Genomic DNA, 14,503 nt, shown 5'->3' on the forward strand with positions numbered 1-14,503 from the left:
ATTAGCGGCCGGTTCAGGCCGGGCTTGACGATCTTCGCTGCGCTCGCTAATGTATTAACGTGTTAGTACATTAATGCATTCGTGATCCGGTCGTCGGGTCTGGATGCGCCACTGCCTCGCAACGCCAGCCGAATCTCCTGCATGAAGCGCCGCGCCACCGATCTCGACCAAAGCCAGGATGCGCTCGCCGATCTGGCCGATGCTTTCGCCGGATTGCGCAGCGCCGAGCAGGTGCGGGCCTTCCTGGAAGACCTGTGCACGCCGGCCGAGCTGGAAGCGATGAGCGACCGCTGGCGGGTCGTGCCGCTGCTGGAGCAGGGCGTGCCTTATCGCGAGATCCACGACCGCACCCAGGTCAGCGTGACCACCATCGGCCGCGTCGCGCGCGTGCTCGAGCGCGGTGCCGGCGGCTACGCCGCGGCCCTGCACCGCCGCCCCGGCCGACACCGCTGATCGCGCTCTGCGCGTCGCGGCCCCTGCGCCGCGGCCCGCGTCAGTTCCCTCCTTGTCCGTTAGCCGCTCGCCCCGCATCCCCACCGAGACCCGTCCATGAGCCCTCCCGCCAGCGCCGTCGCGCGTGACCGCCTGCGCATCGCGATCCAGAAGTCCGGCCGCCTCGCCGACCCGGCGCGCGCCCTGCTGAGCGCCTGCGGCCTGAGCTGGCGCGAAAGCCGCGACCGCCTGTTCTGCTACGGCGAGACCTTGCCGGTCGACCTGCTGCTGGTGCGCGACGACGACATCCCGGGGTTGATCGCCGATGGGGTCTGCGATCTCGGCGTGGTCGGCCGCAACGTGCTGCTGGAACAGGACGGCGATCGCCGCGGCAACGGCCGCGCGGCGGCGTTCCGCGAGTGGCGTCCGCTCGGGTTCGGCGCTTGCCGGCTGGCGATCGCGGTGCCCGACGCCTGGCATTGGGAAGGGCCGCAGCAGCTCACCGGCAAGCGCATCGCCACCAGCTACCCGGCATTGCTGAGCCAATGGCTGGCCGAGCAGCGCATCGAGGCGCAGGTGGTGCTGCTGTCGGGATCGGTCGAGATCGCGCCGCGCCTGGGCCAGGCCGAGGCGATCTGCGACCTGGTCTCCAGCGGCGCGACCCTGGCGGCGAACCAGCTCAAGGCGGTGCAGACCCTGGTCGAAAGCGAGGCGGTGCTGGCCGGACCGGCCGAACGGTTCGACGACGTCCGCGGCGAACTGGCCGACCTGTTGCTGCGCCGGCTCGACGGCGCGATGCGGGTGCGCAACAGCAAGCTGCTGATGTTCCAGGCCCCGCGCGACCTGCTCGACGAACTGCTGCCGCTGCTGCCGGACGCCGAGGCGCCGACGGTGATGCGCCTGGACAACGACGACGGCGTCGCCCTGCAGGCCTTGTGCCACGGCGCGGTGACCTGGCAGCGGCTGGAGGAACTCAAGCGCGCCGGCGCGCGCGGCCTGATGGTGCTGCCGGTGGAGGGCATGCTGGCATGAGCGCGCGCATGCAACGTCTGCTTTGGAACGCATTGGACGAGGCCGCGCGCGAGCAGGCCCTGCGCCGCCCGGCGCAACAGACCCGCGCCGATACCGCCGCGGCGGTGGCGGAGATTCTCCAGGCGGTGCGCCGCGACGGCGATGCCGCCCTGCGCCGCTACGCCGAGCGCTTCGACGGCCGCGCGCCGGAGCGCTTCGCGGTGTCGGCCGGGGAGTTCGAACAGGCCGAACGCTCGTTGAGCCCGGCGCTGCGCACGGCGATCGACGAGGCCGGCGAGCGCATCGCCCGTTTCCACGAGGCCGGCATGACCCGGCCCTACGCCCTGGACACCGCCGAGGGCGTGCGCTGCGAGCGCGTGCTGCGGCCGATCCGCCGGGTCGGCCTGTACGTGCCGGCCGGCTCGGCGCCGCTGCCCTCGACCGCGCTGATGTTGGGCGTGCCGGCGCAACTGGCCGGCTGCCCCGAGGTCGCCCTGTGCACGCCGTCGCGCGCCGACGGCAGCGCCGATCCGGCGGTGCTGTACGCCGCGCGCCGCTGCGGCATCGAGCGCGTGTACAAGCTCGGCGGCGCGCAAGCCATCGCCGCGATGGCCTTCGGCACCGCCAGCGTCGGCAAGTGCGACAAGCTGTTCGGGCCCGGCAACGCTTACGTCACCGAGGCCAAGCGCCAGGTCGCCCTGCTCGAGGGCGGGGCGGCGATCGATCTGCCGGCCGGCCCCTCCGAAGTGCTGGTGATCGCCGATGCCGGCGCACGCGCCGACTTCGTCGCCGCCGACCTGCTGTCGCAGGCCGAACACGGCCCGGATTCGCAGGTGATCCTGCTCAGCGACGATGCGGCCCTGCTGGATGCGGTGGACGCCGAACTCGAACGCCAGCTCGCGGTCTTGTCGCGCGCCGACACCGCGCGCGCCGCGCTGGGCGCGTCGCGCTCGATCCTGGTCGATTCGATCGACAGCGCGCTTGCGGTCAGCAACCGCTACGCGCCGGAACACCTGATCCTGGCCCTGCGCGACGCGCGCGCCTGGCTGGGCGAAGTCGAGGCCGCCGGTTCGGTGTTCCTCGGCGACTGGGCGCCGGAAGCGCTCGGCGATTACTGCAGCGGCACCAACCACGTGCTGCCGACCAGCGGTGCGGCGCGCTATGCCGGCGGGGTCAACGTGGCCAGCTTCCAGGTCGCGATCACGGTGCAGGAGGTGCAGCCGCAGGGCTTGCGCGCGATCGGCCCCTGCGCGGTCGAGCTGGCCACGGCCGAAGGCCTGGACGCGCACCGCGAGGCGGTGGCGCTGCGCTTGCGCGCGGTGGCGGCATGAGCGATCAATCTTCGATGAGCGACCAGGCGATGAACGACGATCCGGTACTGCTGCTGCGCGAAGACTTGCGCGATTTCGCCGGCTACAGCTCGGCGCGCAGCGAAAAGCGCGACGGCCGGGTCTGGCTCAACGCCAACGAGGCGGCCTGGCCCAGCGTGGCCGACGGCGAAGGCGCGGTGCGCCGCTACCCCGATCCGCAGCCGGCGGCGCTGCGCGAGCGCCTGGCCCGGCTGTACGGCTGCGAGCCGCAGCAACTGCTGGCCGGGCGCGGCAGCGACGAGGCCATCGACCTGCTGGTACGGGCGCTGTGCCGCCCCGGCGGCGACGCGATCGCGATCACCCCGCCGACTTTCGGCATGTACGCGGTCTGCGCGCGCCTGCACGGCGTGCGCACCATCGAGGCGCCGCTGCGCGATACGCCCGACGGCTTCTCCTGCGATTTCGCCGCGCTCGCCGACACGGTCGAGCGCGAGGCGGTCAAGCTGGTGTTCCTGTGCTCGCCGGGCAATCCCTCCGGCAGCTTGTTGCCGTTGCCGCAGATCGCCGCTTTGGCGCGGCGCCTGCGCGGCCGCGCCCTGGTGGTGGTCGACGAGGCCTACATCGAGTTCGCCGAGGGCGCCTCGGCGGTGAGCCTGCTCGGCAGCGAACGCAACATCGCCGTGCTGCGCACCCTGTCCAAGGCGCACGCATTGGCCGCGGCGCGGATCGGCACGGTGATCGCCGATGCCGGGCTGATCGCCGCGCTGCAGCGCTGCCAGGCGCCGTACCCGTTGCCGACCCCCTGCGTCGGTTTGGCCCTGCGCGCGCTGGCCGAAGTGCCCCTGAACACCACCAAGGCGCGCACCGCCACCGCGATGAGCGAGCGCGAGCGCCTGGCCGAGGCCTTGCGCGGCCTGCCCGGCGTGCGCCGGGTCTATCCCTCGCAGGCCAACTTCCTGCTGGTGCGCTTCGACGACGCCCAGAGCGCGTTCGATGGCCTGCTCGACACCGGCGTGGTGGTGCGCGATGTGCGCGCCGCGCCGCAACTCGGCGATGCGCTGCGCATCAGCCTGGGCACGCCGGAGCAGAATGCCGCGGTGATCGAGGTGCTGAGCCGGATCGCGCGCCGGGCCGGAGTCGCGGCATGAGCGCGGGCACGCCGATCCTGTTCGTCGATCGCGACGGCACCCTGATCGAAGAGCCGGCCGATTTCCAGATCGACAGCTACGCCAAACTGCGCTTCGTGCGCGGGGTGATCCCGGCGATGCTGAAGCTGCGCGACGCCGGCTACCAGTTCGTGATGGTCACCAACCAGGACGGCCTGGGCACCGAGTCCTATCCGCGCTGGAGCTTCGACGGTCCGCACGAGCTGATGATGCAGGTGTTCGAAAGCCAGGGCATCGTGTTCCGCGAGGTGTTGATCGACACCAGCTTCCCGGCCGAGAACCGGCCCACGCGCAAGCCCGGCATCGGCCTGGCGCTGCACTTGCTGAAAGACCGCAGCATCGATTGGCAGCGGTCGGCGATGGTCGGCGATCGCGAAACCGACAACGGCTTCGCCGCCAACCTCGGCGTCCGCGCGTTCCAACTGCGCACCGAGCAGTTCGGCGGCGAGTGGGACTGGGCCGGCATCGCCCACGCCTTGGCCGACCGGCCGCGCACCGCGCGGGTGCAGCGCAATACCCGCGAGACCCGGATCGAGGTCGCGCTGGACCTGGACCGCGCCGCCGAGCCGCGGGTCGCGACCGGGCTGGGTTTCTTCGACCACATGCTCGAGCAGATCGGCAAGCACGGCGGCTTCGCCCTGGAGCTGCGCTGCGAGGGCGACCTGCACATCGACGAGCACCACACCATCGAGGACAGCGCCCTGGCGTTGGGCCAGGCCCTGCGCGAGGCGCTGGGCGACAAGCGCGGCATCGGCCGTTACGGCTTCGACGCCGCGGCGGGCGGCGAGGGCGAAGGCGAAGGTGTTCAGGAAAAAAGCACACTTATTCGGCAGGCCGATGTCGTCTTGCCGATGGACGAGACCCTGGCGCGGGCCGCGCTGGATTTCTCCGGCCGACCGTACTTCGTGTTCTCCGGCGCGTTCGCGCGCGAGCGCGTGGGGGATTTCCCTACCGAGCTGGTCGCGCACTTCTTCCGCTCGTTGTGCGAAACCGCGGGTCTGAACCTGAATCTGAACGTGGAAGGTGATAACGATCACCACAAGATCGAGGCCTGTTTCAAATCGGTGGCGCGTGCGCTGCGTCAGGCGATCCGTCGCGAAGGTCGCGAGCTGCCGAGTACGAAAGGGGTTCTGTAATGACCTGGGTGGTAGTAGTGGATTCGGGTGGGGGGAACGTCGGCTCGGTGCGTTATGCATTGGAGCGGTTGGGCGCGCGTTCGATCCTGAGCGCGGACCCTGCGACGATCGCCTCGGCCGATCGCGTGATCCTGCCCGGCGTGGGCGCCGCCGCCCCCGCCATGGCGCGGTTGCGGGAGCGAGGCCTGGTCGATGCGATCCGCCGCTTGCAGCAGCCGCTGCTCGGGATCTGCCTGGGGATGCAGCTGTTGTACGAGTCCTCGGAGGAGGGCGAGGTGGAATGCCTCGGACTCCTTGCGGGCCGTATCACCCGACTGCCATCAGGACCAGGAGTGCGTGTGCCACACATGGGCTGGAACCTCCTCCAGAAACGCGCGCCGCGAGATCGCGGCGATGCCCTGCTCGCCGGGCTCGGCGAGCGCGACCAGGCCTATTTCGTCCACAGCTACGCCGCCCCGGTGACCCAGGACACCCTGGCCAGCGCCCGCTACGGCGTCGACTTCACCGCCGTGGCCGGACGCGGCAACTGCTACGGCGCCCAGTTCCACCCCGAACGCTCGGCCGCGGTCGGTTCGCGTCTGCTCGCGAACTTCCTGGCCCTGGAGGCGTGAACATGGGCAACGCCACCTTGTATCCCGCGATCGACGTGCGCGACGGCCGGGTCGTACGCCTGCACCAGGGCGACTACGCCCAGGAGACCCGCTACGAGACCGAACCGCTGGCGCTGGCCACCCGTTATGCCGAGGCCGGCGCCAAATGGTTGCACCTGATCGACCTCGACGCCGCCCGCTACGGCGGCTACACCCTGGCGCCGCTGCTGCGCGCGATCACCACCTCCAGCTGGATGCGGGTGCAGACCGGCGGCGGCGTGCGCAGCGAGGCCGACGTCGAGGCCATCCTCGACGCCGGCGCCGACCGGGTCGTGATCGGCTCGCTGGCGGTCAAGGAACCCGAACAGGTGATCGGCTGGTTCCGCCGCTTCGGTACCGAACGCATCACCATCGCCCTGGACGTGCGCCAGACCGGCGACGGCGGCTGGGAGCTGCCGGTGGCCGGCTGGACCGAAGCCAGCGGTGCGCGCCTGGAGCCGGTGCTGGAGGTTTACGCCGGCGCCGGCCTGCGCCACCTGCTGTGCACCGACGTGTCCCGCGACGGCACCATGGCCGGTCCCAACCTGGACCTGTACCGGCACCTGCATGCGATCGCGCCGCAGGTCCAGGTGCAGGCGTCCGGCGGCATCCGCGACATCGCCGACATCGTCGCCGCCGACGGCGTCGGCTGCAGCGGCGCGGTGCTCGGCAAGGCCCTGATCGAAGGCCGCTTCCAGCTCGGCGACGCATTGCGCCAGGTGCGCCGATGCTGAACGCCTCCGCGCCCGCGCTGAACTCTACGCCGCTGAGCCGGCGCATCGTGCCGTGCCTGGACGTGCGCGACGGCCGGGTGGTGAAGGGCGTGCGCTTCCGCGATCACGTCGACATGGGCGACATCGTCGAGTTGGCGCTGCGCTATCGCGACGAGGGCGCCGACGAACTGGTGTTCTACGACATCACCGCCAGCCCGCAGGGCCGCAGCGTCGATCGCGACTGGGTCGAGCGGGTCTCGCGCGCGATCGACATTCCGTTCTGCGTCGCCGGCGGCATCCGTTCGGTCGAGGACGCGCGCGGCGTGCTCAATGCCGGCGCCGACAAGATCTCGATCAACACGCCCGCACTGGAACGGCCGGCGCTGATCGGCGAGATCGCCGCCGAGTTCGGCGTGCAGTGCGTGGTGGTCGGCATCGACAGCCTGCGCGACCCCGACGGCGAATGGCGGGTGCGCCAGTACACCGGCGACCCCGACCGCACCCAGGCGCTGGCCCGGCGCACCCTGGACTGGGTGGTCGAGGCGCAGCGCCTGGGCGCCGGCGAGATCGTGCTCAACTGCATGGGCAGCGACGGCGTGCGCAGCGGCTACGACATCGAACAACTGTCTGCGGTGCGGGCGGTATGCGAGGTGCCCCTGGTCGCCTCCGGCGGCGCCGGCGCGATCGAGCATTTCGGTGCGGTGTTCCGCGAAGCCGACGTCGACGCGGCCTTGGCGGCCAGCGTGTTCCACTCCGGCAGCATCCGCATTCCGGTCCTCAAGGCAGTGTTGCGAGAGCAGGGTGTCCCAGTCCGCGAACTCCAATGACGGCGCCGCGTCCGGCCTGGACGCAGCGCAGATCGACGCCCTGGCCTGGGACAAGCAGGACGGCCTGTTGCCGGCGGTGATCCAGGACGCGGCGGACCTGCGCGTGCTGATGCTCGGCTACATGGACCGCGCCGCGCTCGACGCGACCCTGGCCAGCGGCCATGTGACCTTCTACAGCCGCAGCAAGCAGCGCCTGTGGACCAAGGGCGAAAGCTCCGGCCACTTTCTCGACCTGGTCTCGATCGAAACCGACTGCGACCGCGACACCTTGCTGGTGCGCGCGGTGCCGCACGGGCCGACCTGCCATCTCGGCCGGGTCAGCTGTTTTCCCAAGGCCCCCGGCGACGAGTTGGCCTTCCTCGGCGAACTCGACGAATTGATCGCCCGGCGCGAGCGCGAGCGTCCCGAGGGCAGCTACACCACCCACCTGTTCGCCAAGGGCGCGGCCGCGATCGCCAAGAAGGTCGGCGAAGAGGCGGTGGAGACCGCGCTGGCGGCGGTCGGCGAAGACGACGCGGCCTTATGCGCCGAAGCCGCCGACCTGTTGTTCCACCTGCAGGTGCTGTTGCGCGCGCGCGGCCTGTCGCTGGCCGACGCGGTCGCGGTGTTGCGCCAACGCCACGGCCAGCCGCATCGCGGCGCGCGCCGGCGCGAGGACTGAGGGCCAGACGCCGCCCCAGCGCCGCCGACTCAACTGATGTCGTTCTCGAACGCCGCCCGCGCCAGTCCGCCGATGGTCACCGACTGATCGCTGAGGAAGGCCTTCTCGAACCAGTTCAAGGTATTCCACTGGTCCTCGACGCCCTTGTGCATGTATTCCTTCTGCAGCTCGGAATACGGCGACACCGGGCCGGGCCCGTTCTGCGGGATCTCGCCGTTCTTCTTCTTGTCCATGTAGGTGTCGACCATGATGCCGGCGACGATGTTGTTGGACTTCTGCGTCTCCCAGCGCGCGCGCAGGTAATCGGCGGCGACGGCGAGATTGGTGTCGTAGAAGTGGCCCGGGGTCCAGCGCAGGTCGCGCAACTGTTCGAATGCGCCCTGGATGTCGTCGGGATGACGCTCCATCGCGTCCTTGATGTAAGCCTCGACCTTGCCGCGATCTTCCGGCGCCCACTGGGTCGCTTCGGTCTTGTAGGCCCCGATCGCCGATTCGATGGTTTCGCGCGACGCGGCGGGCAGGTCGGGATGACGCTCGAGGATCTTCTGTCCGTACTGCTCGACCAGTTGCGCCACCGTCGGCTCGCGTTCGGTCTTGCCGCGGCCGGGCAGGGCGAGGATCTGCAATTGGATCTCGACCGCGACCGCCTTGTCGATCGCGGCGCGGTCGTCGGCGAGCTGCGAGGCGCCGGCGCCCTGGCTCAGGTGGGTCTGGTACTGGCGGATCGCCCGGTCGGTGGCCTCCGAAGCGGTCGGCGGCTCGGGCGGTTCGGGGCGATAGGGGTAGGCGGTCGGTGCCGCCGCAGTGATCGGCGTGACCATGACGGACTCCAACGGGTTGGGGGAGACTCACCCTAGGACGCCGCATTCGCCGTGCACATCCGGGCCGTCCCTAGGCCTTTGTTAAGCCGGAACCGGCTTCGCAGCGGGTATCGGCCGAATCCGATACGCCTGCCCCTATAGGGGCGCCGTGAGCCGCGACCGACCGCAGCGGTGTGGACGAGCCTCGCGGCCGAAACCCGGAGTCGCCGGGTCCCGGCGAGTCGAGTGCCGTTTGGCTTCGGATACCGCGCTTGCGTACGTCGCTTCGGTTGCCGCGGCCCACGCCGCCGCCGCAGGAGCGGTGGGGCACGAGGCGGCGGCGCCCGCGCATAATGGGCCGTTCCCAAGGAGTTTTCGCATGCGTCCGATCGCGTCCGCCGCCCTGTTGTCCGCCCTGTTCGCTACGGCCGCCTCGGCGACGCCGCAGTGCGAGGGCACGGTCTATGCCGACCGCAATGGCAACGGGCGCCGGGACGCCGGGGACGCGGGATTGGCCGGGCAGCGGGTGTCCGACGGCGAAATCATCGTCGTGACCGATGCCCTAGGGCGCTACCGGCTGACGCCGCGCGAGGGAAGCAGCCAGTTCCTGATCAAGCCGGCGGGCTATCGGCTGCCGGCGCGCGGCAACGGGCTGCCCGATTACTGGCTCAACGTGCGCGAAAACGAAGGGCCCGCGCTGAAGTACGGCGGCATGCCGCGCAGCGAAGCGACGTGCCGGGACTACGGTCTGATCCCGCAGCGCGCGCAGGGCGGCGAGGATCTCGACGTGCTGGTGTTCGCCGACCCGCAGACCAAGAGCGCGGTCGACGTGGGCTACTACGAGCGGGCCATCGTCGAGCCGCTGGCGCGCGAGGGCGCGGCTGCCCGGTTGGGCCTGAGCCTGGGCGACATCACCCACGACGATCTGTCGCTGTATCCCCGGCTCAATGCCGCCACTGCGCGCCTGGGCGTGCCCTGGCTGCATGCGCCGGGCAACCATGATCTCGATTTCGACGCGGCCCGCGACGAGGACTCGCTGCTCAGCTTCCGCCACGTCTACGGCCCGGACACCTACGCCTGGGAAGAACCGCAGGCCAACTTCGTGGTGTTCGACGACGTGGTCTACCGGCCGGGGCCGAAGCCGGACTACATCGGCGGCCTGCGCGAGGACCAGTTCGTCTTTCTCGAACGTTACCTCGCCGATGCGCCGAAGCAGCGCCTGCTGGTGCTGGCCATGCACATTCCCTTGTTCGACGCCGCGCCGGGACGCGAGAGCTTCCGCCGTGCCGACCGCGAACGCCTGTTCGCGCTGTTGCGGCCGTTCCCGCACGTGCTGGTGCTGAGCGGGCACAGCCATGCCCAACGCCATGTCTTTCACGCCGCGGCGAGCGGCTGGCAGGGCGCCGCGCCGCTGCACGAGTACAACGTCGGCGCCGCCTGCGGGGCGTTCTGGTCCGGCGTGCGCGATGCCCAGGGACTGCCCGACAGCACCATGAGCGACGGCACCCCGAACGGCTACGCACGCCTGCGCATCGGCGCGGATGCGCGTTATGCGCTGAGCTGGCATCCGGCGCCGTCGGCCGGACGCGCGCTGGACGCGGACTCGGTGGCCAACGCGCACCTGCGCCTGTACGCGCCGAAGACCTTGCGCCGCGGCTCGTATCCGATCCGCGGCGTGTACGCCAATGCGTTCATGGGGCGCGAGGACAGCCGGGTGGAATTGCGTATCGACGGCGGCGAATGGACGCCGATGCGTCGGGTCGAACAGCCCGACCCGGCATTGTTGGCCGAAAACGCCCGCGACGACGGCGCCGAGCGCTTGCGCGGCTACGACCGCGCTGCGATCGCGATGCCGTCGGCGCATCTGTGGAACGCGGCGCTGCCGACCGATCTGGCGGCGGGAGAGCATGCGATCGAAGTACGGGTATTCGATGCGTGGCAGGGCGAGCAGCGCTTGTCCACGCGCTATCGCCTGATCGAGGCCGCACCGTGAGCGCCGCGCCCAAAGGCCCGGCCGACGACCTGCCGGTGATCGCCTTCGCCGATGCCGCGACGTTCGAGCGTTGGCTGGAAAGCGGTGCGGAGCCGCGCGGAGTGTGGCTGAAAATCGCCAAGAAAGGGCAGGGCGCGGTGACGGTGAACTACCAGGAGGCCCTGGACGTGGCCTTGTGCCACGGCTGGATCGACGGCCTCAAGCGCGGCCTGGACGAAGTGTATTTCCTGCAGCGATTCACTCCGCGCCGGCCGCGCAGCCTGTGGTCGAAGATCAACATCGGCAAGGTCGAACGGCTGATCGCCGAAGGCCGCATGCGCCCGGGCGGGCAGCGCGAGGTCGACGCGGCCCAGGCCGACGGGCGCTGGGCGGCGGCCTACGAATCGGCCAGCAAGATGAGCGTGCCCGAGGATCTGGCCCTGGCGCTTAAGCGCGAGCCGAAAGCCCGCAAGTACTTCCAGGCGCTGGACGGCGCCAATCGCTACGCGGTGTTGTGGCGAGTGCACACCGCGAAAAAGCCGGAGACGCGCGCGGCGCGGATCGCCAAGTTGGTGGCGATGCTGGCGCGCGGCGAGAAGATCCATTCCTGATGAAGAATTGACGCGGGCTTTACGCGCCGGACGGCGCTCGGGAATGGCGGCTTTACGCCGGCGCTTCCTACATTGGGCCTCAAGGCGCGCCGCCCCGAGTGCGCCGCGAGTGCGAACGTGTCGATCCTCATCCTGCGCGGCCCGCAGCCCGGTGCCGCCGTCGAATGGCCGCTGCAGCCCTTGGCCGGCCCGGTCCGCGCCGGTTTGATCGAGCGCGCCGCCAGCGCCGGCAAATCGATCGCGCTGCGCTGCTGCCGCAGCGAGCGTGAACTGGTCGAGTGCCTGCGCGGCATGCGTGCGGCCAACACCGAACTGCTGCTGCTCGATCCCGGCGCCTGCGTGCCGGCCAGCGCCGAATTGCGCGACGCACTGGACGGTTTGCCGATGCCCTACATCGAAGTCCACGACGACCGGATGGGCGCGCTGGAACCCTCGATCGTCCCGCATTGCGGCCCGCGCCTGCGCCTGGTCCACGGCTATGCCGCGCACAGCTACACCCTGGCCCTGTCGATCGCGCTGGAGCACCTGGGGTGCGACGAATGCGGTAACGCTGTCCATGTCGGCACCTGAGCCGAACATGGACAGCGCCGATACGCACCATTTCTATTTCGCCGACTACGAGATCCTGGTCGGCGGCCGTTTCTGCATTCGCGGCCAGGCCACGTTGGACTATGCGCCGACGGATACGACGCCGTTCGACCCGGCCGAGTTGGTCGAGCGCCTCCGCCGCCGCATCGCCGACGAGCGCGGCGTCGAGCGCGATGAAGTGCGGATCCGTCATCTGAGCCGGTTGTAGCCGCCAACCGCCGCGATCGACGCATCGCTCCCTGTAGGGGCGGCGTCCCACGGGGACTTTCTGCGGTCATGAGCCGCGACCGCCGCAGCGGGGCGTATGCGAGCGCAGCGCCCAAACCCCGGATAGGCCGTCTAATGCGGAAGAACCCTGTGCCCGGGCTGCGGACACGGGCATGACTTGCCGCGACGGCGTCCGCTTTGGGGTAGGAGCGACGCAAGTCGCGACCGCCGTGTTGCGGCTTGCGCCGTAGCTGCGGCACCCCCGTCGCGGCTTGCGCCGCTCCTACACGAGCCCGTCGGCCGCAGCGTCGCTCAGACCGGGTCGATCTGCGCGAACGATTCCACCCGGGTGTGGCCGTGCGTGGCATCGCCCTCGCGCGGCTGCGGGTAGTCTTCGCGGCGGTCGACCAGCACCGTGCCGACGCCGGCGTCGCGGGCGGCGTCGAGTTCCTCGACCACGTCGGACAGGAACAGGATCTCGTCGGCGGGCAGGCCGATCGATTCGACGATGCGCGCATAGCTGTCGCGCTCGCGCTTGCCGCCGACTTCGGTGTCGAACCAGCCCGAGAACAGCTCGGTCAGATCGCCCGCATCGCTGTGGCCGAACAGCAGCCGCTGCGCCGGCACGCTGCCGGAGGAGTACACGTACAGGCGCAGGCCGGCGTCCTTCCAGCGGCGCAGCGCCGGCGCGGCATCGGGGTACATGTGCGAAGTGAAATCCGCGCTGCGGTAGCCGTCGGCCCAGATCATGCCCTGCAGGGCCTTGAGCGCGGTGTGCTTGCGGTCTTGGTCGATCCAGCCCTGCAGCACCTCGACCACGGTCGAGTCCTGGCACACGCCGCCGTTCTCCAGCGCCACCGCGTCCAGCCACTTGCGCACCGCCGGTTCGCGCCCGCGCGCGGCGACGAAGCCCGGCAGGGCCCGGCGCGCGTAGGGGAACAGCACGTCCTTGACGAACGAGATGCTGCTGGTGGTGCCTTCGATGTCGGTGAGAATGGCGCGGATGGGCATGGGGCGAGGAATTAGGTAAAAGGAACGGGTTGGGAGAAACGAAGCGGAGGCGAATTGCGAGTCGCGATCAGAGAGCGGCGCGGCGCCGATCCGTACGCGCTTGGCCGCTTCTCGGCATCGAGCGGGTGCGGGCTGAGGTCCGGGATAAAGTGTGCAGAGCGGAGCTTTGGCGGACGACCGCCGAAGACGGCGCAGGATGCTCGCTACTCGTTCCCCGCTCTCAGCCCGCCTGTCCCTTCTCGTAGCGCGGGAACTGCTGGGCCAGGTCGCTGCCGGTGAAATAGCCGACCCAACCGTCCGGCTCGGTGAAGAAACGGATCGCGACGAAGCTCGGCTCCGGGCCCATGTCGAACCAATGCAGGGTGCTGTCGGGCACCGAGATCAGGTCGCCTTGCTCGCACTTGATCTCGTACACGTTGGGTTCGACGTGCAAGGTGAACAGGCCCGAGCCGGCGACGAAGAAACGCACTTCGTCTTCCTTGTGGTAATGCTCGTCGAGGAACTTGCCTCGCATCGCCTCGCGCTGCGGATTGTCCGGGGCGATGCTGACCACATCGACGGTCTTGAAACCTCGTTCGGCGGTGATGCGCTTGATGTCGGCGCGGTAGGCGGCCATGATCGCTTCCGGCGTGTCGCCCGGCTTGACCGGCTGGGCGGCCTGCCACTGTTCGAAGCCGACCCCGATCTTGGCCAGTTCGCGTGCGATCTGCGCCTGATCGCTGGTGCTCAGCGTCGGCGTGCCGGGCTCGTCCTCGGCGAAAATGCGCAGGCGGCTCATCGCTGCAGTCTCCTCAGTTCCAGTTCGCATCCGAGCAGGAATTCGAACGCCTCCAGGTGGCGCCGGGCCTCGGCCATGTCGCGGCCCCAGGCGTACAGGCCGTGGCCGTCGATCAGATAGCCCCACATCGGTTGGTGGTCGAGGGTGGCGTCGACCTGGGCGGCCAGGGTCGGCATGTCCTGGGTGTTCGGGTACACCGGCAGGTCCAGCTCGGTGTCGTGGGTGGTGGTGCCGCGGAAGGCCTTGAGCAGCTCGTAGCCCTCCAGATGCACGTGGCCCTGGCCGGCGAACAGGCGCGAGGCCACGGTCTGGGTCTGCGAATGGGTGTGCAGGACACAGCCGACCTCGGGGTAGCGCTTGTACAGCTGGGTGTGCAGCAGGGTCTCGGCCGAGGGGCGGTGCTCGGTGGCGACCGGCTGCCCGTCCAGGTCCACGACCATGATGTCGGCCTCGGTCAGGCGGCCCTTGTCGCGGCCGGACACGGTGATGGCGACGTGGGACTGGTCGATCCGGCGCGAGAAATTGCTGCTCGTGGCCGGAGTCCAGCCGCGCTGGGCCAGCTCGCGCACATTGACGATGATCTCGCCGGCGCAGTGCGACAGGTGCTGGGGGTCGTAGGGCAGGGGGCTGTTCATGGTCTCAGTTTACAAA

Annotated in this window: 17 protein-coding genes; 13 read left to right on the forward strand and 4 right to left on the reverse strand. The window is 70.1% G+C overall.

The window, feature by feature from the left end; genetic code table 11:
• Positions 1-141: 141 nt before the first annotated feature.
• The 9 genes from V2J18_RS08895 (at position 142) to hisIE (ending at position 7,885) form a co-directional block, all read left to right on the forward strand.
• Positions 142-453 (forward strand): YerC/YecD family TrpR-related protein, encoded by a 312-nt coding sequence (locus V2J18_RS08895; RefSeq protein WP_064749665.1) that lies wholly within the window; start codon positions 142-144, stop codon positions 451-453.
• A gap of 96 nt (positions 454-549) precedes the next feature.
• Positions 550-1,464, forward strand: a complete 915-nt coding sequence (gene hisG / locus V2J18_RS08900; RefSeq protein ID WP_336131587.1) for an ATP phosphoribosyltransferase — start codon at positions 550-552, stop codon at positions 1,462-1,464.
• 8 nt (positions 1,465-1,472) lie between these two features.
• On the forward strand, positions 1,473-2,774 hold the full coding sequence (gene hisD, locus V2J18_RS08905) for a histidinol dehydrogenase (protein ID WP_336131588.1): 1,302 nt from the start codon (positions 1,473-1,475) through the stop codon (positions 2,772-2,774).
• Complete coding sequence (gene hisC / locus V2J18_RS08910) at positions 2,771-3,901, forward strand: histidinol-phosphate transaminase (RefSeq protein WP_425605976.1); 1,131 nt, start codon at positions 2,771-2,773, stop codon at positions 3,899-3,901. The genes hisD and hisC overlap by 4 nt, the downstream gene beginning before the upstream one ends.
• Positions 3,898-5,055, forward strand: a complete 1,158-nt coding sequence (hisB, locus tag V2J18_RS08915) for a bifunctional histidinol-phosphatase/imidazoleglycerol-phosphate dehydratase HisB (RefSeq protein ID WP_064749667.1) — start codon at positions 3,898-3,900, stop codon at positions 5,053-5,055. The genes hisC and hisB overlap by 4 nt, the downstream gene beginning before the upstream one ends.
• A complete protein-coding gene (gene hisH / locus V2J18_RS08920; RefSeq protein ID WP_336131589.1) occupies positions 5,055-5,666 on the forward strand; it encodes an imidazole glycerol phosphate synthase subunit HisH in 612 nt (203 codons plus the stop codon). The genes hisB and hisH overlap by 1 nt, the downstream gene beginning before the upstream one ends.
• Positions 5,667-5,668: 2 nt before the next feature.
• Entirely contained in the window at positions 5,669-6,418 is a 750-nt protein-coding gene (gene hisA / locus V2J18_RS08925; RefSeq protein ID WP_336131590.1) for a 1-(5-phosphoribosyl)-5-[(5-phosphoribosylamino)methylideneamino]imidazole-4-carboxamide isomerase, read from the forward strand.
• A complete protein-coding gene (gene hisF / locus V2J18_RS08930; protein ID WP_336131591.1) occupies positions 6,412-7,224 on the forward strand; it encodes an imidazole glycerol phosphate synthase subunit HisF in 813 nt (270 codons plus the stop codon). Before hisA ends, hisF begins: the two co-directional genes overlap by 7 nt.
• Before the next feature lie 16 nt (positions 7,225-7,240).
• The gene (gene hisIE / locus V2J18_RS08935) at positions 7,241-7,885 is read left to right on the forward strand and encodes a bifunctional phosphoribosyl-AMP cyclohydrolase/phosphoribosyl-ATP diphosphatase HisIE (protein WP_425606103.1); all 645 of its coding nucleotides are present in this window, start codon (positions 7,241-7,243) and stop codon (positions 7,883-7,885) included.
• Positions 7,886-7,914: 29 nt separating this feature from the next.
• Here the strand turns inward: hisIE and V2J18_RS08940 are convergent, their stop codons facing one another.
• Positions 7,915-8,706 carry a hypothetical protein gene (locus tag V2J18_RS08940; RefSeq protein WP_095179441.1) on the reverse strand — a complete coding sequence of 264 codons (792 nt, stop codon included), beginning with the start codon at positions 8,704-8,706 and terminating at the stop codon, positions 7,915-7,917.
• A 358-nt stretch (positions 8,707-9,064) separates the two neighbouring features.
• On the opposite strand from V2J18_RS08940, the gene V2J18_RS08945 reads away from it, so the two are divergent.
• The 4 genes from V2J18_RS08945 to V2J18_RS08960 all read left to right on the forward strand — a co-directional run bounded on the left by V2J18_RS08945 (position 9,065) and on the right by V2J18_RS08960 (position 12,064).
• Positions 9,065-10,678 carry a calcineurin-like phosphoesterase C-terminal domain-containing protein gene (locus V2J18_RS08945; RefSeq protein ID WP_064749673.1) on the forward strand — a complete coding sequence of 538 codons (1,614 nt, stop codon included), beginning with the start codon at positions 9,065-9,067 and terminating at the stop codon, positions 10,676-10,678.
• Entirely contained in the window at positions 10,675-11,268 is a 594-nt protein-coding gene (locus V2J18_RS08950) for a YdeI/OmpD-associated family protein (RefSeq protein ID WP_064749674.1), read from the forward strand. The genes V2J18_RS08945 and V2J18_RS08950 overlap by 4 nt, the downstream gene beginning before the upstream one ends.
• Positions 11,269-11,385: 117 nt before the next feature.
• Positions 11,386-11,838 (forward strand): type II 3-dehydroquinate dehydratase, encoded by a 453-nt coding sequence (locus tag V2J18_RS08955; RefSeq protein ID WP_075575281.1) that lies wholly within the window; start codon positions 11,386-11,388, stop codon positions 11,836-11,838.
• Between the two features lie 7 nt (positions 11,839-11,845).
• Entirely contained in the window at positions 11,846-12,064 is a 219-nt protein-coding gene (locus V2J18_RS08960; RefSeq protein ID WP_064749676.1) for a hypothetical protein, read from the forward strand.
• Between the two features lie 311 nt (positions 12,065-12,375).
• Here the strand turns inward: V2J18_RS08960 and mtnC are convergent, their stop codons facing one another.
• The 3 genes from mtnC to V2J18_RS08975 form a co-directional block, all read right to left on the reverse strand.
• Positions 12,376-13,074 (reverse strand): acireductone synthase, encoded by a 699-nt coding sequence (gene mtnC / locus V2J18_RS08965; protein ID WP_336131593.1) that lies wholly within the window; start codon positions 13,072-13,074, stop codon positions 12,376-12,378.
• Between the two features lie 220 nt (positions 13,075-13,294).
• Complete coding sequence (locus V2J18_RS08970) at positions 13,295-13,852, reverse strand: 1,2-dihydroxy-3-keto-5-methylthiopentene dioxygenase (protein ID WP_336131594.1); 558 nt, start codon at positions 13,850-13,852, stop codon at positions 13,295-13,297.
• Positions 13,849-14,487, reverse strand: a complete 639-nt coding sequence (locus tag V2J18_RS08975) for a methylthioribulose 1-phosphate dehydratase (RefSeq protein WP_336131595.1) — start codon at positions 14,485-14,487, stop codon at positions 13,849-13,851. The genes V2J18_RS08970 and V2J18_RS08975 overlap by 4 nt, the downstream gene beginning before the upstream one ends.
• Between the last annotated feature and the right edge of the window lie 16 nt (positions 14,488-14,503).

The organism is Lysobacter firmicutimachus (assembly GCF_037027445.1).
Classification (GTDB): domain Bacteria; phylum Pseudomonadota; class Gammaproteobacteria; order Xanthomonadales; family Xanthomonadaceae; genus Lysobacter; species Lysobacter firmicutimachus.